12 protein-coding genes and 2 pseudogenes are annotated in these 25,914 nt (G+C 46.0%); 10 read left to right on the top strand and 4 right to left on the bottom strand.

What is annotated here, in order from left to right; translation table 11 throughout:
- Positions 1–122 precede the first annotated feature (122 nt).
- From NSB03_RS15360 to NSB03_RS15400, 9 genes are all read left to right on the top strand, one after another.
- A complete protein-coding gene (locus NSB03_RS15360) occupies positions 123–3,440 on the top strand; it encodes a SusC/RagA family TonB-linked outer membrane protein (RefSeq protein WP_024988019.1) in 3,318 nt (1,105 codons plus the stop codon).
- A 30-nt stretch (positions 3,441–3,470) separates the two neighbouring features.
- Positions 3,471–5,063, top strand: coding sequence for a SusD family outer membrane lipoprotein NanU (gene nanU / locus NSB03_RS15365; protein WP_024988018.1), 1,593 nt, complete (start codon positions 3,471–3,473; stop codon positions 5,061–5,063).
- 183 nt (positions 5,064–5,246) lie between these two features.
- Entirely contained in the window at positions 5,247–6,878 is a 1,632-nt protein-coding gene (locus NSB03_RS15370) for a sialidase family protein (protein WP_136013410.1), read from the top strand.
- Positions 6,879–6,926: 48 nt separating this feature from the next.
- Positions 6,927–8,945 (top strand): beta-N-acetylhexosaminidase, encoded by a 2,019-nt coding sequence (locus tag NSB03_RS15375; protein ID WP_024988017.1) that lies wholly within the window; start codon positions 6,927–6,929, stop codon positions 8,943–8,945.
- A gap of 121 nt (positions 8,946–9,066) precedes the next feature.
- On the top strand, positions 9,067–9,774 hold the full coding sequence (locus tag NSB03_RS15380; RefSeq protein ID WP_121766908.1) for an SGNH/GDSL hydrolase family protein: 708 nt from the start codon (positions 9,067–9,069) through the stop codon (positions 9,772–9,774).
- 64 nt (positions 9,775–9,838) lie between these two features.
- Positions 9,839–12,985 carry a cyclically-permuted mutarotase family protein gene (locus NSB03_RS15385; protein ID WP_024988015.1) on the top strand — a complete coding sequence of 1,049 codons (3,147 nt, stop codon included), beginning with the start codon at positions 9,839–9,841 and terminating at the stop codon, positions 12,983–12,985.
- A gap of 99 nt (positions 12,986–13,084) precedes the next feature.
- Complete coding sequence (locus tag NSB03_RS15390; protein ID WP_257466496.1) at positions 13,085–15,733, top strand: beta-mannosidase; 2,649 nt, start codon at positions 13,085–13,087, stop codon at positions 15,731–15,733.
- Between the two features lie 36 nt (positions 15,734–15,769).
- Positions 15,770–18,094 carry a glycoside hydrolase family 20 protein gene (locus tag NSB03_RS15395; protein WP_121766902.1) on the top strand — a complete coding sequence of 775 codons (2,325 nt, stop codon included), beginning with the start codon at positions 15,770–15,772 and terminating at the stop codon, positions 18,092–18,094.
- Positions 18,094–20,169 (top strand): glycoside hydrolase family 20 protein, encoded by a 2,076-nt coding sequence (locus NSB03_RS15400; RefSeq protein ID WP_024988014.1) that lies wholly within the window; start codon positions 18,094–18,096, stop codon positions 20,167–20,169. Before NSB03_RS15395 ends, NSB03_RS15400 begins: the two co-directional genes overlap by 1 nt.
- 200 nt (positions 20,170–20,369) lie before the next feature.
- Here NSB03_RS15400 and dnaJ read toward each other — a convergent pair whose 3' ends face one another.
- Positions 20,370–21,557, bottom strand: a complete 1,188-nt coding sequence (gene dnaJ, locus NSB03_RS15405) for a molecular chaperone DnaJ (RefSeq protein ID WP_121766900.1) — start codon at positions 21,555–21,557, stop codon at positions 20,370–20,372.
- A gap of 33 nt (positions 21,558–21,590) precedes the next feature.
- On the bottom strand, positions 21,591–22,175 hold the full coding sequence (locus tag NSB03_RS15410) for a nucleotide exchange factor GrpE (protein WP_024988013.1): 585 nt from the start codon (positions 22,173–22,175) through the stop codon (positions 21,591–21,593).
- A 335-nt stretch (positions 22,176–22,510) separates the two neighbouring features.
- On the opposite strand from NSB03_RS15410, the gene NSB03_RS15415 reads away from it, so the two are divergent.
- Positions 22,511–24,130: an ABC-F family ATP-binding cassette domain-containing protein gene (locus NSB03_RS15415; protein WP_024988012.1), complete on the top strand. Its 1,620-nt coding sequence runs from the start codon at positions 22,511–22,513 to the stop codon at positions 24,128–24,130.
- Positions 24,131–24,395: 265 nt separating this feature from the next.
- Here the strand turns inward: NSB03_RS15415 and NSB03_RS20790 are convergent.
- Together NSB03_RS20790 and NSB03_RS20795 are read right to left on the bottom strand one after the other, a co-directional pair.
- Positions 24,396–25,268, bottom strand: a pseudogene (locus NSB03_RS20790) (VapE domain-containing protein); the annotation flags it as partial.
- Positions 25,184–25,766, bottom strand: a pseudogene (locus NSB03_RS20795) (BT4734/BF3469 family protein). The pseudogenes NSB03_RS20790 and NSB03_RS20795, both read right to left, overlap by 85 nt.
- Between the last annotated feature and the right edge of the window lie 148 nt (positions 25,767–25,914).

The raw sequence follows: 25,914 nt of genomic DNA on the forward strand, positions 1-25,914 counted from the left end.
TGGATAAAAATAAAATTGATTATGAAATAGAAATAATTCCAAGAAATATCTCACCTAAGTTCTAATCGAACTTAGGTGAGATATGTGAACAACTCTTTTTTTATTAACTAAAAGTAATACTTATGAAAAGAAACATCTTTTTGTTGATGTTGTGCTTATTTGGCTTGATAGGGGCTATGGCACAGACTAAAACTGCTACAGGTGTGGTTACTGACCAGTCCGGTGAGACTGTTATTGGTGCGTCTGTAATAGTGAAAGGTACCACTAATGGTACTATTACGGATATTGATGGTAAATTTACCTTAAGCAATGTGAAGGACGGAGATATAATTCAAATATCTTTCGTCGGTTATAAAACACAGGAAATTAAGTTTGCCGGACAGATGTTGAATGTCATCTTACACGATGACACGGAAGTTTTGGATGAAGTGGTGGTTACAGGGTATGGTGGGGCTCAGAAACGTGCGACGTTGACGACTGCAATCTCTAAATTGGACAACTCTGTTTTGAAAAACGCAGCATTCAGTAATGCCGGGCAGTCTTTGCAAGGCTCCGTAACAGGTCTCCGGGTAGTAAACACTACTGGTCAGCCGGGTACGAATCCGGATATTACTTTACGTGGTGGAGCGACTATCACTGGTGACAACAGTAACGCTTTGGTTGTTGTAGATGGTATTGTACGCAACAGTATGTCTGATGTGAATCCTTCCGATATCGAATCTATCCAAATTTTGAAAGATGCGGCTTCCACGGCTATTTACGGAGCTCGCGCGAATGGTGGTGTTATCTTGATTGAAACGAAAAGTGGAAAGGAAGGAAAGACTTCTGTCAACTATAAGTTCAAGATAGGCAAAAACTTCACTCGTAAGGGATATGAATTTGTAAATGCGGAAGATTATATCTATTATAACCGTTTGGGTATGCTTCGTACCAACCAGGCAAGGGATGGACGTATGGCCCCATACAATGTAGATACACAAGCCGGATATGGCGTAGGGAATGCATTGTACGATATTCGGTATCTGACGGATGAAACGGCTCATCTTCAGAATGAAGGATGGTCTGTAATGAACGACCCGTATTATGACGGGAAGCAGATTTTATTTAGAGATTACAACGGACAGTTGGATGATGAGGTATTCAGCAGCAGTGCCATTACACAAGACCATTACTTGAATATTACAGGTGGTAATGAGAAAAGCACCTTTGCGAGTAGCTTGGGATACTATAACGAAGATGGTATGGTTAAAGGAACAGGTTTCAAGCGTTTCAGTGGATCGTTCAACGGATCGTATAAGATTTTTCCGATATTAAATATAAAAGCGGGTGTCTCTTATGTATGGTCTACCCGGCCGGAATTATGGATCGGTACTTATGAATTCTTTTATCGTACCCGTTCGCAGCGTCCCACATGGAATCCTTGGATGGAAGACGGTTCTCCTGCGTCAGGGGGTGGTACAGGGGATGGTAATCCGGCTTACTATCGTGATTTGCTGACCCAAAAGAACAGTACGGCACGTGCCACATACAATATCGGCTTTACGTTGGATATTCTTCCCAAAGAATTGGTTTTGAATGGAAACGCTTCTTTATTGAACTATCAGTATCAGAGAGAGAAGTTTGACAAGGCATATCAAACGCAGACATCTTCTACCCCGAATACGACTCGTAATGCGGAAGCTTGGATTCAAAAATATAATCAGATTCAGCTTAACGCTTCATTGACATATACCAAAACGTTTGCCGAAAAGCATAATTTGGATGCAATGATTGGCGGAGAGTATTATACTTACAATCAATTTGATTTTGAAGCTAAGACACAAGGTTCTCCTACGGACGATATCCCGACCTTGAATGTTGGTTCCGATAGGACTTTCACTCGTACGGAAAAAACGGCTTATCGCATTCTTTCCGGTTTCGGTCGTGTCAATTATAACTACAACATGAAATATTTGTTGTCTTTCACGGCTCGTTATGACGGAATTTCCCGTTTGAAAGACAATCGTTGGGGCTTCTTCCCGGGGGTATCCGTAGGATGGAATATCATGGAAGAAGATTTTTGGAAAGAATCCAAAGTGTCCGATATCGTTTCCAATTTGAAACCGCGTCTCAGTTATGGTGTGAATGGTAATGTAAATGGTATCGGAAATTATGAAGTCTATGGAGAATATGCACAGGTGGATGCTAAAACTTATGGTGGGGCAACAGCTCTTTATAATAAGAAATTGCTCAATACCAACCTGCGCTGGGAACAGAGTCAGACCTTTGAGGTGGGATTGGATATCGGATTCCTACAGAACAGACTTTCTTTTATTCTCGACTTCTACAGCCGTCGGACAAAGGATTTGCTGACCAAACAAGCATTGCCCGGATATACCGGATTCTCGGATATTGTAACGAATATGGGTACGTTGCGCAATTCCGGTTTCGAAGCAGAAGTGAAAGCAAATATCATCAACAAGGGTGGTTTCACATGGGATATGACTGCGAATATCACTTCTGTTGCCAACAAGATAATTGCATTACCTTATAACAATGTTGAGAACAACCGCGTAGGCGGTTATGAAGTAGCGGCTGGTAAAGTAGATGCCAATGGCAAGTTCCCGACAAAATGGATTGCCGGTCGTCAGGAAGGCGGTAAACTGGGAGAATTGGTTGGATATAGACAGCAGCATGTTTTCAAAGACTGGGATGACGTAAAGCAACATGCAAATTTACGTGTGGATGAAGTTGCCAACTTGTATGGTCCCGGACTGGCTGATCAGATCAATCCCGCTACCGGAAAGACTTACAAGGAATCTGCCGGATGGCAGCCTATCGAGCCGGGTGACGCTTGTTGGGAAGACATCAACGGTGATAATATAATTAACGGTTACGACCGTTCTGTAATGGGTAACATCTTCCCGAATGTTACGGGTGGTTTCTCTACTACATTCGGATATAAAGGCCTGTCACTCTATGCCCGTTTCGACTATGCTTTGGGACATACCTTATACAATGACTTGAAAGCTCGTTCGTTGGGACAATATCAGGGGCAATTCAACATCATTACGGATGTGAAAGATATGTGGAGCGAAGCAAATCCGAACTCAGACCTTACGAAGTTCTACTATGCCGACCAGTTGGCGAAAAAGAATATTACTCGTTCGAACAATGCTTCTACCGCAGCCGACAACAACAGTTCCCGTTATTATGAAAAGGGTGATTATCTGGCTTTGCGCGAAGTCACATTGAGCTATCAGTTGCCGAAATCGCTTATCAGCAAGGTACATATGACAGATGCATCTGTGTATGTCACCGGACAGAACTTGTTCTATATCACCGGATATGGTGGTGTATCTCCTGAACCAGCCGTATCGACTACATACGGTCGTGGTATCGATAATGGTCGTTATCCTACTCCGAGAACACTCTTGTTCGGTTTATCTCTAACATTCTAGTTTAATAGGACTTAAAAAAAGAATAGAATTATGAAAAGTATATTCAAATATTTATTGGCAAGCGCAGCCTTGCTGCCTTTCCTGACAGGATGTAACTCTTTGGATTTGGAGTCGGAAAGTACAATAACCGATGCCAACTATTGGAAGAGTGACACGCACTTCAGTGCTTTCAATGTGGGTTTGCATGCGCAGCTCAGAGAACGTTCGTACAACTTGTTTATATTGGGTGAACCTCGTGCCGATATTTATGGTGATGCACCGTTCGGCGGGGAGGCAACTCAGGGCATGGAAATCTTCCCTGCCAATTCGCTAAACAGGGAGAACGTAGGGCTCAGTAATTTTGCTAATTTGTACGGAGTTATCAATCAGATAAATCTGATGATTGCCAAAACGGAAGAAACCGGATTGCTACCCGAAGCTACCAAGAAATATTATTTGGGAGAGGCTTATGGGATGCGTGCTTTTCTTTACTTTCATTTGCTCCGCTCATGGGGGAATGTCATTCTGCATTTGACTTACACCAGTGGTTCGACCATTGATTTGGCAAATATACAGAAGGCTGCTTCGCCGGCAACGGAAGTGATGGCCCGTATCAAAGAAGACATTGCTGCGTCTGAGACGGCATTTAATGGTGATTATTCCTACAAATACGGAAAACATTACTGGTCGTTGGGAGCTACAAAAATGTTGAAAGGTGAAGTATACTTGTGGAGTGGCAAGCAAATGGGTGGTGGCGATGCTGACTACCGTACTGCTAAAGGGGCTTTGCAGGAAGTGAACAATTGTCCGGGTATCGCTTTGGAAGACAACTTTACCAATGTTTTCGCCTATGCGAACAAGAAAAATAAAGAAATAATCTTCACCATTCATAATGGACGTGATGAGTATAATATGTGGGGCGGGACCAGTTTTAGAAATAATCTTGTTCCTCAGCAGGCTTACATGACTTCCGGCAATTATTTTGATGAGAACGGAGTTTCTTTTGCCGAAACGAAAGATGCTGAACTGAATGGTTTGATAAGACTTCAGATTAAAAAAGATTTTTATGATAAGGTATTCCGTGAAGGCGATACTCGTAAAGCCGGTTCGGTGAAGGCTGTTTATGTGAAAGAGGGGGAAGACTTGGTATATAAGGCTTGTTTCCCTTATAAATTCCAGGGTACGATGTTGCCTGGCGGCTCAGAGCGTGCATGGTTGGACGATTATCCTATTTATCGGTATGCAGACTGCTTGCTGCTTTTGGCAGAAGCCAAAGCTTTACTAGGTGAAGATATCACTACTGAAATCAATACCGTTCGTAAACGTGCATATGGTGAAGCTTATTTCGAGGCAAATAAAGCAACCTTGGCATATCCAAATGAAAAAGGCGGTGATTTTTATTCTGTCAATCCGTTTGTAGCAGGTGATGATGACCCTATTGAAACAGTTCTGAAGGAACGTTTGCGCGAGTTGATGTATGAAGGAAAACGCTGGTATGATATACGTACTTTGGGTTATACGGCAAAATATTCTACAGCAAATGAAAAAAGGCTGTTATGGCCGATTGATGCCAATACGTTGACCAATAATAGAGAACTGGTTCAGACTGAAGGTTATCTCACCAGTGGAGAAGGTGAAGAATAGGATTAATTCAGGCTGATAATTAAATAAAGCAAGAGAACGTATGTGCGTTTTGGCATATGCGTTCTCGTTTTTTATGGTGGTTGATTTATTAATTATACTTTTTATAATAAATTATTTTATTAAATATAGCGGAAATTCGTTGCGATTTTATATATTTGCGGCATGAAACATTTAAATAATACCATGAAAAAGAATTTATTTTTATCAATCATCTTTTCTTTCTGTGTGATTTTGCAGGCTTTTGCGTCAGATACTGTATTTGTGCGTGAAACTCAGATTCCTGTTTTGATTGAACGACAAGACAATGTGTTGTTTATGCTGCGTTTGAATGCAAAAGAGAGTCATACTTTGGACGAAGTTGTTTTGAATTTTGGCAAAGATGTAAATATGTCGGATATACAGTCCGTTAAGTTGTATTATAGTGGTACGGAAGCCAGACAGAACTACGGTAAGAATTTCTTTGCTCCTGTATCTTATATTTCCAGCCATACACCGGGAAAGACATTGGCGGCGAATCCTTCTTATTCGATTAACAAGTCGCAAGTGAATAATCCGAAGCGGAAAGTTGCGTTGAAGGCTAATCAGAAACTTTTCCCCGGAATCAACTATTTCTGGATTAGTTTGCAGATGAAGCCGGATGCATCTTTGTTGGATAAGGTTGCGGCTAAGATTGCTGCGATTAAGGTTGATAACAAAGAAGCCCTTATGCACACCGTTTCACCGGAGAATATAGTTCATAGGGTAGGGGTAGGCGTGCGTCATGCCGGTGACGACGGTTCGGCTTCCTTCCGTATTCCGGGATTGGTGACTACCAATAAGGGAACATTACTGGGAGTATATGATGTACGTTATAATAACAGTGCCGATTTGCAGGAACATGTAGACATAGGTTTGAGCCGCAGTGTAGACGGCGGTAAAACCTGGGAGAAGATGCGTTTGCCTTTAGCTTTTGGTGAGACCGGTGATTTGCCTGCTGCACAGAACGGTGTCGGCGACCCCTCAATTCTAGTGGATACCAAGACCAACACAGTATGGGTGGTGGCAGCGTGGACGCACGGAATGGGTAACCAACGTGCCTGGTGGAGCTCATATCCGGGAATGGATATGAATCATACAGCCCAGTTGGTGTTGTCAAAGAGTACGGACGACGGTAAGACATGGTCTAAACCCATCAATATCACAGAGCAGGTGAAAGACCCTTCCTGGTATTTCCTTCTGCAAGGCCCGGGACGTGGCATCACCATGCAGGATGGTACATTGGTATTTCCGATTCAGTTTATCGACTCTACCCGTGTCCCGAATGCGGGAATCATGTATAGCAAAGACCGTGGCGAGACATGGAAAATCCATAACTACGCACGTACCAATACAACAGAAGCCCAAGTGGCGGAAGTAGAACCGGGCGTGTTGATGCTGAACATGAGAGACAACCGTGGCGGTAGCCGTGCAATCTCCACTACAAAGGATTTAGGCAAGACATGGACAGAACATTCCTCTTCCCGCAAGGCTTTGCAGGAGCCGGTTTGTATGGCAAGCCTGATTAGCGTGAAAGCGAAAGACAATGTATTAAACAAAGATATCCTTTTGTTCTCCAACCCGAATACAGTTAAAGGCCGCCATCATATCACTATCAAAGCAAGCCTGGACGGAGGTGTCACATGGTTGCCCGAACATCAGGTGATGCTGGACGAGGGTGAAGGATGGGGATATTCTTGCCTGACAATGATTGATAAGGAGACAATTGGTATATTATATGAAAGTAGTGTAGCCCACATGACTTTCCAGGCTGTCCAACTAAGGGATATAATAAAATAGACATCAAGTACTAATTTAAAACGAGTACTTACCATATGACCTGTAATCATGAAAAACAAATTCATACTATTGATATATTTTATAATTAACTTATACACGTCTTCAGTGGCAAAAGCAGGTGATAATCACCTGCTCCCCCAACCACAAAAGTTTACCCCTTCTCATACAAGTTTTCAAGTGAATAAGGTGAAGCTTTCCACTCCTGTGCTTCAACAGGAGTGGGAAGCCTTTATCGCAGAAATGAGTGGAACAGTCTCACCAAAGGCAACTGCCGTCATCGAGGTGAGACTACTGCCTTCTCTCCCCGAAATACCGATGAACCGGGATGAGGCTTACCGCCTGAATGTGACCAAGAAACGGATAACCGTTGAGGCTGTGACCGAACGCGGCGTTTATTGGGCTATGCAGACTTTACGACAACTGGCAGAGAAAAGAAACTCAAAAACACAGATTCAAGGAGCTGAAATCGTTGACTGGCCTGCTTTCCGTATCCGTGGATTCATGCAGGACGTAGGGCGAAGTTACATTTCTTTGGAAGAACTCAAGCGTGAAATCGCCGCGCTTGCTCAATTCAAAATCAACGTCTTCCACTGGCACTTGACTGAGAATCAATCCTGGCGTTTGGAAAGCAAGATATTCCCGATGTTGAATGATAGTGTGAACACCACCCGGATGCCCGGCAAATATTACACGCTGGAAGAAGCTAAAGAACTGGTCGCATTCTGTAAGGCACACCACATGACGCTAATTCCCGAAATAGATATGCCCGGACACAGTGCCGCATTCATACGCACCTTCCGCCACGATATGCAAAGTCCCGAAGGAATGAAAATCCTGAAACTTCTGCTGGACGAAGTGTGCGAAACGTTTGATGTGCCTTATTTGCATATCGGAACGGATGAAGTGCAGTTTACCAACCCCCGTTTTGTACCGGAAATGGTGTCCTATGTACGTTCCAAAGGCAAGAAAGTAATCTCATGGAATCCGGGCTGGCACTATAAACCCGGAGAAATTGATATGACCCAGCTCTGGAGCTATCGTGGGAAAGCGCAGGAAGGTATTCCCGCCATTGATTCACGTTTTCATTATTTGAACCATTTTGATACATTCGGTGATATTGTCGCATTATACAACAGCCGTGTTTATAATAAGGAACAAGGAAGTGACGACCTTGCAGGCACGATTCTGGCTATTTGGAATGACAGGCTGATTGATTCCGAATGGGATATGATTATCGAAAATAATTTTTATCCCAATATGCTGGCTGTGGCAGAGCGTGCCTGGAAAGGTGGCGGAACTGAATATTTTGACAAGAACGCCACAATACTTCCCAGCGACGAACAGTCGGAGCTATTCAAGAGCTTTGCCGATTTTGAACGTCGCCTGTTGTGGCATAAGGAACACACCTTTGCCGGTTATCCGTTTGCGTATGTCCGTCAGACAAATGTGAAATGGAATATTACGGATGCGTTTCCGAATGGAGGAGATTTGACAAAGTCTTTCCCACCGGAAGAATCCTTGCGGGATAGTTATACCTATAAAGGAAAGACATACAATGTACGTCCTGCCATTGGTGCCGGCATTTATTTGCGCCATGTATGGGGTACGCTTGTTCCCGGATTCTATAAAGAACCGGAAGAGAACCATACAGCCTATGCTTACACCTATGTTTATTCACCGAAAGAACAGACAGCCGGCTTGTGGGTGGAATTCCAGAATTACAGCCGTTCGGAAGCCGACCTTCCCCCTTTACAGGGAAAATGGGATTATAAAGAAAGCCGCATTTGGATAAATGAACAGGAAGTATTGCCGCCCGTATGGACAGCCACCCACCGGACTAAAAGTAATGAAATCACTCTGGGTAACGAGAACTGTGTAGTGCGTCCCCCTTTGGAAGTCCGTCTGCAAAAAGGGTGGAACAAGGTATTGCTGAAATTGCCGGTAGGGAAGTTTACTACTCCCGAAGTCCGGTTGGTGAAATGGATGTTTACCACTGTTTTTGTTACTCCCGACGGACAGAAAGCGTTAGAAGGACTTGTGTATTCACCGGACAAAATATTGAAATAGCCAATCATAGAGAGAAAGACTTTTTGGATATGCCATGAGCTAATAAGAATATGCTATAATGAAAAAGAAATATGCTATAATGAAAAACGGATGTGCTATAATAAAAGACGGATGTACTATGATGCAAAACGGATATGTCAATGAACCAATAAAAGGAATAGCTTGTAGGAAGTTCTTTTTTCTAGTGGTCATATTGTCCTTAACTTTGGCATGCCATGCTCAGGAACGCAAATATTCTACGTTTTATTACCAGCGTGCTACGTTGTTTGAAGAATTGCCCGTTACTTCCAACGACATTATTTTCCTCGGAAACAGTATCACGAACGGTGCCGAATGGGCGGAACTGTTTCAAAATAAACACGTGAAAAACCGTGGAATCAGCGGCGATATTTGCATGGGAGTATATGACCGCTTGGACGCTATCCTGAAAGGAAAACCAGCTAAAATATTTCTTCTGATTGGCATTAATGATGTGAGCCGTGGAACTCCTGCCGATACGATTGTATACCGTATCGGGATGATTGTCAGGAAGATAAAGACGGATTCGCCGAAAACAAAGCTTTATCTGCAAAGTGTTCTTCCCGTCACCGACCATTACAATATGTTCAAGGGGCATACTTCCCGTTGGCAGGTTATTCCTGAAATCAATAAAGGGTTAGTCCGTCTCGCAGAGAAGGAAGGATTGACTTACATAGACTTGTACTCTCACTTTATAGACGGACAAACCGGAAAGATGAGCACTGCCTACACAAATGACGGTCTGCATCTTCTCGGAAAAGGGTATCTGAAATGGGTGGAGATTGTGAAACCTTACATTGGAAAGAAGTAAATATCAGAAGTAAATATCTGAAACAACCAAATACCAGAGAAAACTAAACACCGGGAGAAAATAAATGAAAAAGATTCTGATACTATCCGTCTGTCTGTTCGTTTGTTGCGTGCTTTCTGCCCAACAACGGATAAAAGTTGCATGCGTAGGAAACAGTATCACCTACGGAACCGGATTATCCGACCGTGCAACACAATCTTACCCCATACAGTTGCAGAAACTACTGGGAGAGCGATATGAAGTCGAAAATTTTGGGAAACCCGGTGCTACCCTGCTCAATCAGGGACACCGCCCCTATACCCGACAAGAAGAATATCAGAAAGCATTGGATTTTGCGGGAGACATTGTCGTCATTCATTTGGGAATCAATGATACTGACCCCCGCGACTGGGCAAACTACCGTGACTTCTTTGTGAAAGACTATTTGAGTCTGATTGATACCTTCCGCAAAGCTAATCCCGACGTGCGGATTATCATAGCGCGAATGACCCCGATTGCCGACCGCCATAACCGTTTTCTTTCGGGAACCCGTGACTGGCACGGCGAGATACAGACAGCCATCGAAACAGTAGCGCGTTATGCCGGTGTGCAATTGATAGATTTCCACAAACCGCTTTATCCATATCCTTTCTTGCTGCCGGATGCCGTTCATCCTACCGCCGAAGGGGCAGCCATCATGGCAAAAACAGTTTATTCGGCTATTACCGGAGATTATGGCGGCTTGAAATTATCCCCGCTTTATACGGATAATATGGTTCTCCAGCGTGATACCCCCTTGCTGATACAGGGAACAGCCGACGCAGGAGAACAAGTAACAGTCTGCATAAACCGTCAGCAGTGGATTACAAAAACTACACCGGATGGGAAATGGTCAGTGAAATTATCACCATTGAAAGCAGGCGGCCCTTATACGCTGGCAATCTCCACCCCTCAAAGAGCCTTGAAATACACTAACGTCCTGGCAGGAGAAGTCTGGCTATGCTCTGGTCAGTCGAACATGGAATTTATGTTGAGCCAAGCCACTACCGGCAAGAAAGACATTCCTCAAGCTGCCGACGAACAGTTGCGCCTGTATGACATGAAAGCCCGTTGGCGTACGGACGCGGTACAATGGGACGCTTCCGTCCTCGACTCCCTGAATCATCTTCAATATTATAAAGACACAGAATGGCAAACCTGTACCCCCGACAATGCAGCCCGTTTCTCGGCGATAGCATTTTATTTCGGTCAGATGTTGCGGGATAGCTTGAAAGTTCCGGTAGGGTTGATATGCAATGCAATCGGCGGTTCGCCTACCGAATCATGGATAGACCGGAATACGTTGGAATATCACTTCCCAGCTATATTGAAAGACTGGACACACAATGACTTTATACAAGACTGGGTACGCGGACGCGCTGCATTAAACATCAAACAGTCGAAAGAGAAATTCCAACGCCACCCTTACGAACCTTGTTATTTGTACGAGTCAGGTATTCGTCCGTTAGCACAGTATCCGGTCAAAGGTGTGATTTGGTATCAGGGGGAATCGAACGCTCATAATTGCGAAGCGCATGAGAAACTTTTCAAACTCTTGATATGCAGTTGGCGTAAGAACTGGGAGAATGAGGAACTGCCGTTCTACTACGTTCAGCTCTCCAGTATAGCCCGTCCTTCCTGGACGTGGTTCCGTGACAGTCAGCGCAGGATGATGAACGAAGTACCGAATACGGGTATGGCGGTATCTAGTGATAATGGCGACTCGTTAGACGTACACCCTAGAAATAAGAAACCGATTGGCGAACGTCTCGCTCGTTGGGCGTTGAATAGAACGTATGGCATGAACCATGTACTGCCATCCGGCCCGTTATTCCACCAAGCCGATTTCCGTGAAAATGCCGTATATGTAACTTTCAATTACGGCAAAGGCTTAAAGAGTTCGGACGGTCATCCTTTGCGCACGTTTGAGGTCGCCGAGACAGACGGTATTTATTACCCTGCCGTTGCCGAGATAATAGACGGTCGGATAAAAGTATATAGTGAACAAGTAAAACATCCACGATATGTCCGCTACGGTTGGCAGCCTTTCACATGTGCAAATCTGGTGAATGAAGCAGGCCTGCCGGCTTCGACTTTCCGTGCGGAAGCACCCGAGCGGTTCATTACGGATATTCATTTGCAGAAAATGGAAGGGTTCCCCCAATCGGAGAAAGGCTTCAAACTTGGCGTTTCCGCCTGCTACTCAGGAATCCTGAGCGGCAACCTGCTGATGGCTGGTGGTTGTAATTTTCCCGGTGTTCCTGCCAGCGATGGCGGAAAGAAGAAATTCTATCGGGGGATTTATACGGCAATGATAAATACCGATACGGTACTTGCCTGGCGTAAGGTAGGAGAGTTGCCTGTCGCTTCCGCTTACGGAGTTTCCGTGTCTTGTCCGGACGGTATCATCTGTATAGGGGGAACCGATGGAAAAGATGCGCTGACGTCCGTCTATAAAATCAGCTGGGGGAGAAACCCGAAGGCGGCAAAACAAGGGAAAGTCGTCATAGAAACTCTTCCTGCTTTGCCTTATGCGTTGGATAATATGTGTGGCACGTTGATAGGCGGGCAACTGTTCGTTGCAGGCGGCAACAGAAACGGCAAACCTTCCAACTCATTCCTTTGTCTCGACTTGGACAGGCTTGAGACTGGTTGGCAGGAGTTACCGGATTTTCCGGGAGATGCACGGACGCAAGCCGTCTGTGCCGGACAGCTTAAAGACGGTGAAACCCGTATCTTCCTATGGGGTGGATTCGCCGCTTCCACCGATGGCAAACCGGCAACACTTTCTACTGACGGCTATTGCTACTCATCCGCATCCCGGCAATGGACTCCCATAGCTACCCCGACAGGAAACGATGGTGAAACCATCTCCTTGGGTGGTGGGACAGCTATCGCTATAAATGAAAATCTAATTCTCTGTACAGGCGGAGTGAATAAAGATATCTTCCTCGCAGCTCTCCGACAGCCTCAAAAGGATTATCTTTTTCATCCAGCCGAATGGTACAAATTCAATGATCGTATATTAATATATAATATCAATCAAAACACATGGCAGGAAATCGCCCGTACCCCGCAAACAGCCCGTGCCGGAGCGGCGTTGACAGGATGGGATGAAACTTATTATAACATAAACGGAGAATTGAAGCCGGGTGTCCGCACTCCCGAAATAATCAGAATAACAGTCGAATAATAAAAACAATGCCGCTTGTAATCTATATTTTGTTAAATTATCAGGGAAATTGGCGGAAAAATAATATCTTTGACACCGTTAATATCTAATACTCCCACTATGATGATTAATTTAACTGGAAAAAAAGCTCAAATAGCGTGTGGATTACTCTGCTGTTGCAGCATGGTCTATGCCCAGAGCAATGATAATTCAGAAGTTCTAACTTTGCACACAGACTGGGAGTTTTCCCAAGTAGGGACAGAAGTATGGCGTACAGCCGTAGTGCCCGGCACGGTACATCAGGACCTTATTCATCACAATCTCATCCCCAGTCCCTTCTACGGTACCAACGAACAGAAAATCCAATGGATAGAAAATGAAGACTGGGAATACAAGACGGCTTTCACAATCACCGCCGACCAACTGAAACGTGATGACGCCCAACTCACCTTTGAAGGACTCGATACCTACGCTGACGTCTACCTCAACGGAGCATTGCTATTAAAAGCCGACAACATGTTCGTCGGCTATACAATCCCCGTAAAAAAATACCTTCGTTCCGGAGAAAATCTCCTTCACATATATTTTCATTCGCCCATCCGGCAGACATTGCCCCAATACGCTTCCAACGGATTCAACTATCCCGCCGACAACGACCATCACGAGAAACACCTGAGTGTATTCTCCCGCAAAGCCCCTTACAGCTACGGCTGGGACTGGGGAATCCGTATGGTGACCAGCGGCGTCTGGCGTCCGATAACTATTCGCTTCTACGATGCCGCCTCCATCAGCGACTACCACGTGAAGCAATTATCTCTGACCGACCAGGTGGCGAAGCTATCCAATGAGCTGGAAATAAACAACATACTTCCCCATCCGCTTCAAGCAGAAATAAAAATAAACACCTCGCTCGAAGGAGAACAGGAATCCGCCATGAGCCAAACAGTCATCCTGCAACCTGGAATCAACCACGTCTGTATCCCTACGGAAGTCGTCTCACCGGTACGCTGGATGCCGAACGGCTGGGGAGCTCCGACCTTATACGACTTCTCCGCTCAAATCATCACCGAAGGTAACATCGTTGCCGAACAATCCCATAGAATTGGACTTCGCACCGTCCGCCTGGTGAACGAAAAGGACGCAGACGGAGAATCCTTCTATTTTGAAGTAAACGGTATCCCGATGTTTGCTAAGGGAGCCAATTATATACCTCAAGACGCACTATTGACGAATGTGACTACCGAACGCTATCAGACATTGTTCCGCGACATCAAGGAAGCGAACATGAACATCGTCCGCGTATGGGGCGGCGGAACCTACGAAGACGACCACTTTTACAATCTGGCAGACGAGAACGGGATATTGGTATGGCAGGACTTCATGTTTGCCTGCACCCCTTATCCGTCCGACCCCACCTTCCTGAAGAGGGTAGAGGCGGAAGCCTGCTACAATATCCGCCGTCTTCGCAACCATCCTTCGCTAGCCATGTGGTGCGGCAACAACGAAATACTCGAAGCCTTGAAATACTGGGGCTATCAGAAAAAATACACCCCAGAAATCTACCGGGAAATGATGACTGGCTACGACAAGCTTTTCCGCGAGTTGCTTCCCGCCAAAGTGAAAGAACTCGATGCAGACCGCTTCTATATTCACAGTTCCCCTTATCTTGCCAACTGGGGACGCCCCGAATCATGGGGAATAGGGGATAGCCACAATTGGGGCGTCTGGTACGGAAAGAAACCCTTTGAATCCTTGGACACCGATTTGCCTCGTTTCATGAGTGAATTCGGCTTTCAGTCTTTCCCTGAAATGAAAACCATTGCCACATTCGCATCTCCCGAAGATTACGAAATCGAGTCGGAAGTGATGAATGCCCATCAGAAGAGCAGCATTGGCAATGACTTGATTCGTACTTATATGGAACGTGATTACATCGTACCCGAGAAATTTGAGGATTTCGTTTACGTCGGACTTGTATTGCAAGGACAAGGCATACGTCACGGTCTGGAAGCCCACCGCCGCAACCGCCCCTATTGTATGGGTACATTATACTGGCAATTGAACGACAGTTGGCCTGTTGTTTCCTGGTCGGGCATTGACTATTATGGCAACTGGAAAGCCCTGCATTATCAGGCGAAACGAGCTTTCGCCCCTATCCATATCAACCCTATCCGGCAGAATGACAGCTTGTGCGTCTATCTTCTCTCAGACCGTCCCGATACAATGGAGAAGATGACATTGGAAATGAAGATAACAGACTTTGAAGGAAAAAAGTCAGGAAAAACGATACAACTGAAATCCTTGTCTATTCCGGCAAATACTTCTCAATGCGTGTACAAGGCAAAGCCCGACGATTTGCTCTCTTTAATAGAGCGTAAATCTTCGGAAACGTCTCAATCTTCTGCGGAAAAACGGTTTTCGGAAGTATTCCGCCATTGCTTCATGCAACTGACCTTGAAAGACAAATCCGGTCATACGGTAGCCGAAACAGTCTACTTCTTTGAGAAGACCAAAGACCTGCTTCTGCCCGAAACGAACATCACCTGCAAGATGAAACAGACAGACGGCAAATGCGAACTGACACTTCTTTCTCCTGCTTTGGCAAAAGATGTCTTTATCGAAATACCTTTGCAGGGTGCCCGTTTTAGCGACAACTTCTTCGACCTTTTGCCTGGAGAGCGTAAAACGGTTGTCATCACTTCTCCCCAAATAAAGAAAGGGAAAGAGTTGCCATTGAAACTCAAGCATATTCGTGAAACCTATAATTAAATATCTATTAGTAACTTAACACTTAATTTTTAGTTTATGAAACAATTCTTAAAACTAACTGGATGCCTGGCAGTGGCGGGACTTTTTGCTTCGTGCCAATCCGCGCAACAAGAAGCAGATTATCAAATCATCCCCTTGCCACAGGAAATCGTTACAGCTCAGGGGGGGGCCTTCATCCTGAAGAGCGGAGTGAAAATCCTTTATCCGGAAGGTAACGAAAAGATGCAACGCAATGCAAAGTTCCTGGCAGACTATCTGAAAACAGCTACTGGAAAAGACTTTGCCATCGAAGCCGGAACAGAAGGTAAGAACGCTATTGTACTGGCATTGGGAGCGGAAGCCGAAAATCCCGAATCCTACCAGTTGAAAGTAGCAGGTGACGGAATCACTATCACCGGTCCTACGGAAGCCGGAGTATTCTACGGAATCCAGTCTTTGCGCAAATCCTTGCCCGTTGCAGTGGGGGCGGATATAGCCTTGCCGGCAGTAGAGATAAAGGATGCTCCCCGTTTTTCTTATCGTGGCGCTCACTTCGACACCAGCCGCCATTTCTTTACCGTAGATGAAGTGAAGACATATATAGACATGATGGCTTTACACAATATGAACCGTTTCCACTGGCATATTACTGAAGACCAGGGCTGGCGTTTGGAAATCAAGAAATACCCGAAACTGACGGAAATCGGTTCCAAGAGAACGGAGACAGTTATCGGACGCAACTCCGGCGAATATGACGGCAAACCTTACGGCGGTTTCTATACTCAGGAACAAGCGAAAGACATAGTAGCTTATGCGGCAGAACGTTATATCACGGTTATCCCCGAAATCGACCTGCCGGGACATATGCAGGCTGCTCTTGCCGCTTATCCGGAACTCGGATGTACAGGTGGCCCGTACGAAGTATGGAGACAATGGGGTGTATCCGAAGACGTGCTCTGTGCCGGAAACGACCAGGTATTAAAATTCCTCGAAGACGTATATGCCGAACTGATTGAAATCTTCCCGTCGGAATATATCCATGTAGGTGGTGACGAATGTCCGAAAGTACGCTGGGAGAAATGTCCGAAATGCCAGGCACGTATCAAGGCGCTGGGGTTGAAATCGGATGATAAGCATAGCAAGGAAGAACGTTTGCAGAGTTTCGTTATTAACCATATTGAAAAATTCCTCAACGAACACGGACGTCAGATTATCGGTTGGGATGAAATCCTCGAAGGCGGGCTTGCACCGAACGCGACTGTCATGTCATGGCGTGGCGAAGGGGGGGGTATCGAAGCGGCCAAGCAGAAACATGATGTTATCATGACACCGAACACTTACTTGTATTTCGACTACTACCAGACAAAAGACACGGAGAACGAACCTCTCGGTATTGGTGGTTACCTGCCTCTTGAAAGAGTGTACAGCTATGAGCCCATGCCGGTTTCCCTCACTCCGGAAGAACAGAAATATATCAAAGGCGTGCAGGCTAACCTTTGGACTGAGTACATTCCTACTTTCTCTCATGCCCAGTATATGGTATTGCCCCGTTGGGCTGCTTTGTCCGAAGTTCAGTGGTCGACTCCCGACAAGAAGAATTATGAAGACTTCCTGTCCCGTCTGCCACGCCTGATTAAGTGGTACGATGCGGAAGGATACAATTATGCTAAACATGTATTCAACGTTACTGCCGAATACACTCCGAATCCGGCAGACGGTACGTTGGACATCACCTTGTCTACCATTGACAATGCGCCTATCCACTACACTTTGGACGGTACGGAACCTACCGCTGCTTCTCCGCTTTATGAAAGCCCGTTGAAAATCAAGGAAAATGTGACTTTCTCTGCCATTGCTGCCCGTCCTACCGGAAACAGCCGTGTGGTTTCTGAAAAGATTAATTTCAGCAAGTCAAGTATGAAGCCGATTGTAGCTAACCAGCCTATCAATAAGCAATATATGTTCAAAGGCGAATTTACTTTGGTAGACGGCTTGAAAGGAAACGGCAATTACAAGACCGGCCGTTGGATTGCATTCTACAAGAACGATATGGATATGACTATCGACCTTCAGCAGCCAACCGAGATTTCGAGTGTTGCCATTTCTACTTGCGTGGAGAAGGGCGACTGGGTGTTTGATGCGAGAGGACTCTCCGTAGAAGTCTCGGACGATGGTAAGAACTTTACCAAAGTCGCTTCTGAGGAGTATCCTGTAATGAAAGAAAGCGATAAGAATGGTATCTACGAACATAAACTGTCATTCAGTCCGGTAAAAACTCAATACGTGAAAGTGGTTGCCCTGTCTGAAAGTAAAATACCGGCATGGCATGGCGGAAAAGATAATCCGGCATTCTTGTTTGTAGACGAAATCACGATAGATTAATGAATATGAGAAATAGATACGCTAAAGTTTGTCTTTTCTTATGGGTATTGGGAATGTGCTTGACCGCACATTCCCTCAAAGCACAGTCCGTCATTCCTGTCCCGTTGAAAATGGAGCAGGGGATGGGTTCTTTTTTGCTTTCAGAGAAAACAAAACTTTATACAAACCTACAAGGCGGAGAAGCGCAGCTTCTGGAGAATTGCCTGCAAACATTGCCGGTTCATCTCAAGAAAGGGAAAAAGAAAGATACACAGAATGTACTTTCTCTATTGATAACGGAAAAGAGCGGGCAGTTGCCCACTCCTGAAAGTTATACGCTGTCTGTCACACCGGAACGAATCCGGATTCAAGCAACTTCGGGAGCCGGACTCTTCTACGGGATTCAGACACTCTTGCAGCTATCGGTTTCTTCGGGTACAGGCGTCATCACCGTCTCCGCCGTAGAAGTGCAGGACACGCCCCGTTTCGCTTATCGCGGATTGATGCTCGACGTATCCCGCCATTTCTTCACCAAGGAATTTGTGAAGAAACAGATAGACGCACTGGCATTCTATAAAATTAACCGTCTGCATCTGCACCTCACGGATGCGGCAGGCTGGCGGATTGAAATCAAGAAATACCCTCTGTTGACAGAATTTGCAGCCTGGCGTACCGATGCCAACTGGAAAAAGTGGTGGAATGGCGACCGCAAATACGTCCGTTTCGACGAACCCGGAGCTTCCGGCGGTTACTATACCCAGGATGATATCCGTGAAATCGTAGAATATGCCCGTCAGCATTTTATCACGGTTATTCCGGAGATTGAAATGCCTGCCCACTCGGAAGAAGTATTGTCAGCCTATCCGCAACTCTCTTGTGCAGGCGAGCCCTATAAGAATGCGGATTTCTGCGTCGGAAACGAAGAAACATTCACTTTTCTTGAGAATGTACTGACCGAGGTCCTCGAACTTTTCCCTTCCGAATACATTCATATAGGCGGTGACGAAGCCGGTATGGCAGCGTGGAAAACCTGCCCGAAATGTCAGAAGAGAATGAAGGACGAACATCTCTCTCACGTAGACGAACTGCAAAGCTACTTGATTCACCGGATAGAAAAGTTTCTGAACGCCCGCGGCCGTCGTTTGTTGGGTTGGGACGAGATACTTAAAGGCGGTTTGGCTCCTAATGCGACAGTCATGTCATGGCGTGGCGAAGAAGGCGGCATTGCTGCTGTTACTTCCGGTCACCGGGCTGTCATGACGCCAGGAAGCCACTGTTATCTGGACAGTTATCAGGATGCCCCGTACTCCCAGCCGGAAGCCATCGGCGGATACTTGCCTTTGAAAAAGGTCTATGCTTACAATCCGGTTGCCGCTTCATTGTCAGCGGAACAGGCGAAACTTGTGTATGGCGCACAAGTTAACCTTTTTACAGAATATGTTCCGACTCCCGAGCATGTAGAGTATATGTTATATCCCCGCACATTGGCGTTGGCGGAAGTTGCCTGGTCGGCTCCCGAACGCAAATCATGGCCGGACTTCCATGCCCGCGCTTTGAAAGCCGTATCGGATTTGCAGGCAAAAGGCTACCATCCTTTCGACCTTAAAAACGAAATCGGCAGTCGCCCGGAATCTACCAAAACTGCCGCTCACCTTGCTTTGGGAAAGAAAGTGATTTACAACGCTCCGTACAGCCTCCACTATCCTGCTCAGGGAAACACCGCCTTGACGGACGGCATACGTGGCGATTGGACTTATGGTGACGGTTGTTGGCAAGGCTTTATCAACGGCAAACGTCTGGATGTAACGATTGATATGGAAGCCGAAACTTCCATCCATTCCGTTACCGCAGCCTTTATGCAAGTGGTAGGCGCGGAAGTATTCCTGCCCGCATCTGTCACGATTTCTATTTCCGATGACGGAATTAACTTCACCGAGTTGAAACATCAAACCTTTGAAGTAACCAAAGAAGACCCTATTAAATTCACGGACATCTCTTGGGTAGGAAACGCACAAGGAAGATATGTACGCTATCAGGCACAAGCCGGAAAAGAGTTCGGTGGTTGGATATTTACTGACGAGATAATCGTGAAATAGACATCCGGGCATGGGTTTCGTACTACCTTAATGTGAATTCGATAGATGCCTGTACTATTCGATTCTTCTTCTTCCCGAAGGAGGGAAAACCATGCGGGTGAACATCTATCGAACTCACATACCCTTATATAAAGCATAAGTGAGCTGCAAAAAAATTACAGCTCACTCATACCTTTTTATCTATATATAATAGCAAAACATCAATCGAAGAAGCTCTTGAACTTCTTGAAAATCTTCTCCTTCACCGAAGTGCTCGGTTTGAAGTTATCCGAAGCATCCATTTTCTCCAGTGTAGCTTTCTCTTCCTTGTTAAGAGTTTCCGGCACATAAATACTGATATTCACAAGCAAATCCCCCGTTCCATATCCATTCACGTTCGGCAATCCCTTGCCACGAAGGCGAAGCACTTTACCCGGCTGAGTGCCCGAATCAATTTTCACTTTCACCTTACCGTCAATCGTCGGAATCTCCACAGCGCCACCCAACGCAGCCATCGGGAAACTCAACAACAAATTGTAAATCAAGTCATTCTCATCGCGAATCAAGTCTTGATGCGGTTCTTCCTCTACAAGAATCAGCAAATCGCCCGACACGCCATTGTGCTTTCCGGCATTACCCTTGCCGCCCATCGAGAGTTGCATACCCTCTGCCACACCGGCGGGGATTTTCACCGTCACCACTTCTTCACCGTAAATGATTCCGTCGCCGCCGCACTTCTTACACTTGTTCTTGATAATCTTACCTTCACCGTTACAAGTAGAACAAGTGACACGTGTCTGCATAGTGCCCAGAATCGTTTGCTGGTTGCGAATCACCGAGCCGCTACCCTTACAAGTAGGACACGTCTCCGAACCGCCGTCACCCTCGGCACCCGAACCGTGGCAATGGTCGCACGGCACATATTTCTTGAGTTTGAACTTCTTTTCCACCCCTTCGGAGATTTCCTTCAAAGTCAGTTTCACTTTCACGCGAAGGTCACTACCGCGATACCGGCGCTGTTGTGAACCGCCGCCACCACCGAATCCGCCAAAACCGCTGAATCCGCCGCCGAAGCCACCGCCACGACCACCGAAAATATCACCGAACATAGAGAAGATGTCATCCATCGACATTCCCTCGCCACCGAAACCGCCGAACGGTCCGCCATTGCCTGCCGCACCGCTCACACCCGCATGACCGAACTGGTCATAACGCGAACGCTTATCCGGATTACTCAATACGTCGTATGCCTCGGCTGCCTCTTTGAACTTCTCTTCAGCCTCCTTGTCACCCGGATTCTTGTCGGGGTGATACTGAATTGCTTTCTTACGGTATGCTTTCTTTATTTCATCTGCGGTGGCTGTCTTCGTCACCTCCAATATTTCGTAATAGTCTCTTTTTTCTGCCATGCCCTTTTATTGATTTATCATTCATAAATCTCTTTATTCTCCTACTACCACTTTAGCGTGACGCAACACCTTGTCGTTCAATGTATATCCCGTCTGCACACAATCCAGAATCTTGCCCTTCTGTGCTTCCGACGGTGCAGGAATTACTGCGATGGCTTCATGATAATCCGTATCCAACGGCTGGTCTTTCGTCTCGATGACCTTTACCCCGTTTTGTGCCAATACAGCCAGGAATTTGTTGTAAATCAGCTCGATGCCCTCTTTCACGGCATTCACGTCCGTTGCCGTCTCCATCGTCTTGATGGCACGTTCGAAGTCATCTACTACCGGAAGAATACTGCTCAGGCTCTTTTCGCCGCCGTTCAGAATCAGTTCGGCTTTCTCCTTCATGGTGCGTTTGCGGTAATTGTCGAACTCGGCAGACAGGCGCAGATACTTGTCCTTCTGTTCCTCAATCGTCTCCTGAGCCTTTCCCAACTCCTGTTCAAGCTCTTCCTCGTGCGTCAGCGGAGCCGCGTCCTCAGCCTGTTCGTTCTGCGGTTGTTCTTCCGCACCATTGTTCAGAATGTCTTCCACATTCATCTCTTCTTCCTTCACTTTTTTTTCTTTCGGATCCATTTTTGGTATTTACTATTTTACTAGTTACTATTTACTATTTAACACACATGCACGATATCTATTGGGAAGATAGCGTCCATAAAAAAACATGCCGGACTGACCGGATGTCATTGATTTTGCCTGCAAAAACTTTGCCAATTGTCTGCAAATGCTTTGCCAAGTTGGCTGTTTTGCCAAAAAACGCAGCAAAGGTAACACTTTTATGTCAGATTGGCACATAGCAGATAGTTCATAATTCATTTTTAATGTCTAACTTTGCACGCTAAAATAGTAAATATTAAAATAGTAACTGGTAAAATAGTAAATAGTAACTGGTAAAATAGTAAATAAAGAAGATGATTACAGTTTCAAACGTATCGGTACAGTTTGGTAAAAGAGTGTTGTTTAATGACGTAAACCTGAAGTTTACGAGTGGTAATTGTTATGGTATTATCGGTGCGAACGGTGCGGGAAAATCTACCTTCCTTCGTACGATATACGGGGATTTGGACCCTACTACCGGTTCGATTGCCCTGGGACCGGGCGAACGCCTCTCCGTATTGAGCCAGGACCACTTCAAGTGGGACGCCTTTACCGTGATGGATACCGTAATGATGGGGCATACCGTGTTGTGGGACATAATGAAACAACGCGAAGTATTGTATGCCAAAGAAGATTTCACAGACGAAGACGGACTGAAAGTATCCGAACTCGAAGAAAGATTTGCCGAGCTGGACGGATGGAATGCAGAAAGTGATGCCGCCATGCTGTTGAGCGGACTGGGCATTAAGGAAGACAAACATTACACATTGATGGGTGAATTGAGCGGTAAGGAAAAAGTGCGTGTGATGTTGGCACAAGCCTTGTACGGAAATCCGGACAACCTGCTGCTGGACGAGCCTACCAATGACCTCGATATGGAAACAGTGACCTGGCTGGAAGAATATCTCTCCAACTTCGAACACACCGTGCTCGTAGTAAGCCACGACCGTCACTTCCTCGACTCCGTATGTACGCATACGGTAGACATCGACTACGGAAAAATCAACATGTTTGCCGGTAACTATAGCTTCTGGTACGAATCAAGCCAGTTGGCTCTCCGCCAGCAGCAGAACCAGAAAGCGAAGGCTGAAGAGAAGAAGAAAGAACTGGAAGAGTTCATCCGCCGATTCAGCGCCAACGTAGCGAAGAGCAAGCAGACCACAAGCCGCAAGAAGATGCTTGAGAAACTGAACGTAGAAGAAATCAAACCCTCTTCACGCAAATATCCGGGTATCATCTTCACCCCCGAACGCGAACCGGGCAACCAGATTCTGGAAGTCTCCGGTCTGAGCAAGAAGACGGAAGAAGGCGTAGTGCTCTTCAACGATGTCAACTTCAACGTAGAGAAAGGAGACAAAATCGTATTCCTTTCACGCAACCCGCGTGCGATGACTGCCTTTTTCGAAATCATCAACGGAAACATGAAGCCGGATGCCGGAACATTCAACTGGGGCGTGACTATCACCACCGCTTATCTTCCGTTGGACAACACTGACTTCTTCAACACCGACCTCAACCTCGTAGACTGGCTCAGCCAGTTCGGCGAAGGCAACGAAGTATATATGAAAGGTTTCCTCGGCCGTATGCTGTTCTCCGGCGAAGAAGTGCTGAAGAAAGTAAGCGTACTCTCCGGTGGCGAGAAGATGCGTTGTATGATTGCCCGCATGCAGCTCCGCAATGCCAACTGTCTGGTTCTGGACACTCCGACTAACCACTTGGACTTGGAATCTATCCAGGCATTCAACAACAACTTGAAGACGTACAAGGGAAATATCCTCTTCTCTTCCCATGACCATGAATTCATCCAGACCGTTGCCAACCGCATCATCGAACTGACTCCGAACGGCATCATCGACAAGATGATGGAATATGACGAATATATCACGTCCGACCACATCAAGGAACTGAGAGCGAAGATGTACGGTGATAAATAATCACGCTAACGCTTAGCCATAGCCATAAAACTAAGGCGCGGATTACGCGCGGATAACACGATAACTAATCATTTTTGATTAACAAAAACCGTGAAATCCGCGTAATCCGCGCCTGATTTGTTATTTAGCAATCCGTGTCTGATTTTCATTGATAAGCCCCACTCACACATTTCATGTGATTAAGTTTATCTATAATCCGTTTATCTGTTATTTCGTGCAAAAACGACTATCTGCGGGAAAACTGCCATTCCGCAAGGGGAGGGGGTTAGAATTCCAACCCCGTCTGAACCGGAAGCTGCGGGCGTATTGAATTTTCCGTGCGTTCTTGGGGCGTATATTCCACCACACAATATTCTGTCACCTTGTTGTCGTTTTTTCGGGAGTGGAAATGATTGTTTTCCAATACTGTGACCAACATTCGTTTCATCTGCGCGTTGGACTGTGTGCGCCCGTTCAGGCTCAATACCGACAGCAGATAGGAGGCAGGAAACCATTGCGCCTGTATATCGTTCGGTCTGGCAGCCCGGAAATAGAAGAAGAGATTTTCCTCTATCGGGTCTTTTTGGCGGAACGCCTCATTGCGGTTGTTGAGAAACGTTATCTCATCGTTCTCATACCAGTATTGAAATCCCTGTCGGTAGAGCGCGTATGCCTGTGCGTATATCCCCTCATGATTGACAGGCGTGTGATAGTCAATATCCAGCAGAGTGTTGAACAGGATACGCCTGTTCTGACCGACGTCCGGCATACAGTGCGGGTTGTTGGTACTGGCAATGAACGACGCCCGGCGGATGTATGTATAATTCTGGATATCGTAAACCTTGCGTTCGTTTACGACATCTTGCGTGATAAGGCTTTTCAAGTTCTGCATCCGCTCGGGAGAGAGCGTGTCAAACTCATCCAGGTTGATGAGCAGGCAAGACGACATTTGAAGCAGATGGTTATTATTGTCAGGATTAATCATGCCGTTGCGATAATAATCCTTAAGCTCCGGCGGCAGCAGGCGGCGGATAAAGGTACTCTTTCCTTTCCCCTGTGTACCGTGGAATAGCATCAACTGGTGGTTTTGCACCTCGTCGTTGATGGCGCACGCCACCATTCCCACGAGCCACCGGCGGAAACTGTCTTCGAAGAAAGCTTGGTCAGCGGCTTTACGTTTTCCAGCCGTTCGGGAGAGAAGAAAGCGTCCGGGTCATGCGACACGAAGAATCCTCGTCCCAGGTCGCTTCCGCTTGTGTCCACTTTTGTGTTGAGCAGCTTTTCATATTTGCTGCTTGCCAGGGCATACATGCGGTGATGGTATCGTTCGAGTGTGGGGACAGTCATTCACCAGCCGGCGGAATTCCGGGAGCTTTTCTACCGGCATGTCGTCACAGTCGAGCGTGATGATGTCCTGATACGTGTCGAGACTGCAAGCCAGCCTTTCCTTTATGTAGGTAGCCGTGATAGTGTGGTAGGGCAGTTGTTTTTTCATTCGGTCTGCCTTCACCGTATCTTCCTCTTCCATGGCTTCCCGAAGTCTCCGGATTCTGTCGCGATAAACATTTCCCCGGATAAATCCGAACAACTGCTGGATACTTATACTTCCCGATACGAGTGATAGTCCTCTGTATGTGGTTATTGCGATATTTTTCATTTTACTTGTTGATATGTATTTAAGCTGTGCCAATAGTAACACGCTGCAAAGGACGGCTTTTTGTGTAGAATAAAAAAGAGGGTGTGTCAAAAGCTCAAAAACGCCCTCAATATAAATCAAAACTCGCAACTTTAGTGAAATACACTTA

Origin of the sequence: Bacteroides acidifaciens, assembly GCF_024623065.1 — a bacterium.
Lineage (GTDB): Bacteria > Bacteroidota > Bacteroidia > Bacteroidales > Bacteroidaceae > Bacteroides > Bacteroides acidifaciens.

Bases quoted from the DNA above. Each gene is read 5' to 3' on its own strand.
- NSB03_RS15390 (WP_257466496.1), top strand. From the start codon at position 13,085: ATGATGATTAATTTAACTGGAAAAAAAGCTCAAATAGCGTGTGGATTA.
- NSB03_RS15395 (WP_121766902.1), top strand. From the start codon at position 15,770: ATGAAACAATTCTTAAAACTAACTGGATGCCTGGCAGTGGCGGGACTT.
- NSB03_RS15370 (WP_136013410.1), top strand. From the start codon at position 5,247: ATGAAAAAGAATTTATTTTTATCAATCATCTTTTCTTTCTGTGTGATT.
- NSB03_RS15360 (WP_024988019.1), top strand. From the start codon at position 123: ATGAAAAGAAACATCTTTTTGTTGATGTTGTGCTTATTTGGCTTGATA.
- NSB03_RS15400 (WP_024988014.1), top strand. From the start codon at position 18,094: ATGAATATGAGAAATAGATACGCTAAAGTTTGTCTTTTCTTATGGGTA.
- nanU (WP_024988018.1), top strand. From the start codon at position 3,471: ATGAAAAGTATATTCAAATATTTATTGGCAAGCGCAGCCTTGCTGCCT.
- NSB03_RS15410 (WP_024988013.1), bottom strand. From the start codon at position 22,175: ATGGATCCGAAAGAAAAAAAAGTGAAGGAAGAAGAGATGAATGTGGAA.
- NSB03_RS15385 (WP_024988015.1), top strand. From the start codon at position 9,839: ATGAAAAAGATTCTGATACTATCCGTCTGTCTGTTCGTTTGTTGCGTG.
- dnaJ (WP_121766900.1), bottom strand. From the start codon at position 21,557: ATGGCAGAAAAAAGAGACTATTACGAAATATTGGAGGTGACGAAGACA.
- NSB03_RS15380 (WP_121766908.1), top strand. From the start codon at position 9,067: ATGCAAAACGGATATGTCAATGAACCAATAAAAGGAATAGCTTGTAGG.
- NSB03_RS15375 (WP_024988017.1), top strand. From the start codon at position 6,927: ATGAAAAACAAATTCATACTATTGATATATTTTATAATTAACTTATAC.
- NSB03_RS15415 (WP_024988012.1), top strand. From the start codon at position 22,511: ATGATTACAGTTTCAAACGTATCGGTACAGTTTGGTAAAAGAGTGTTG.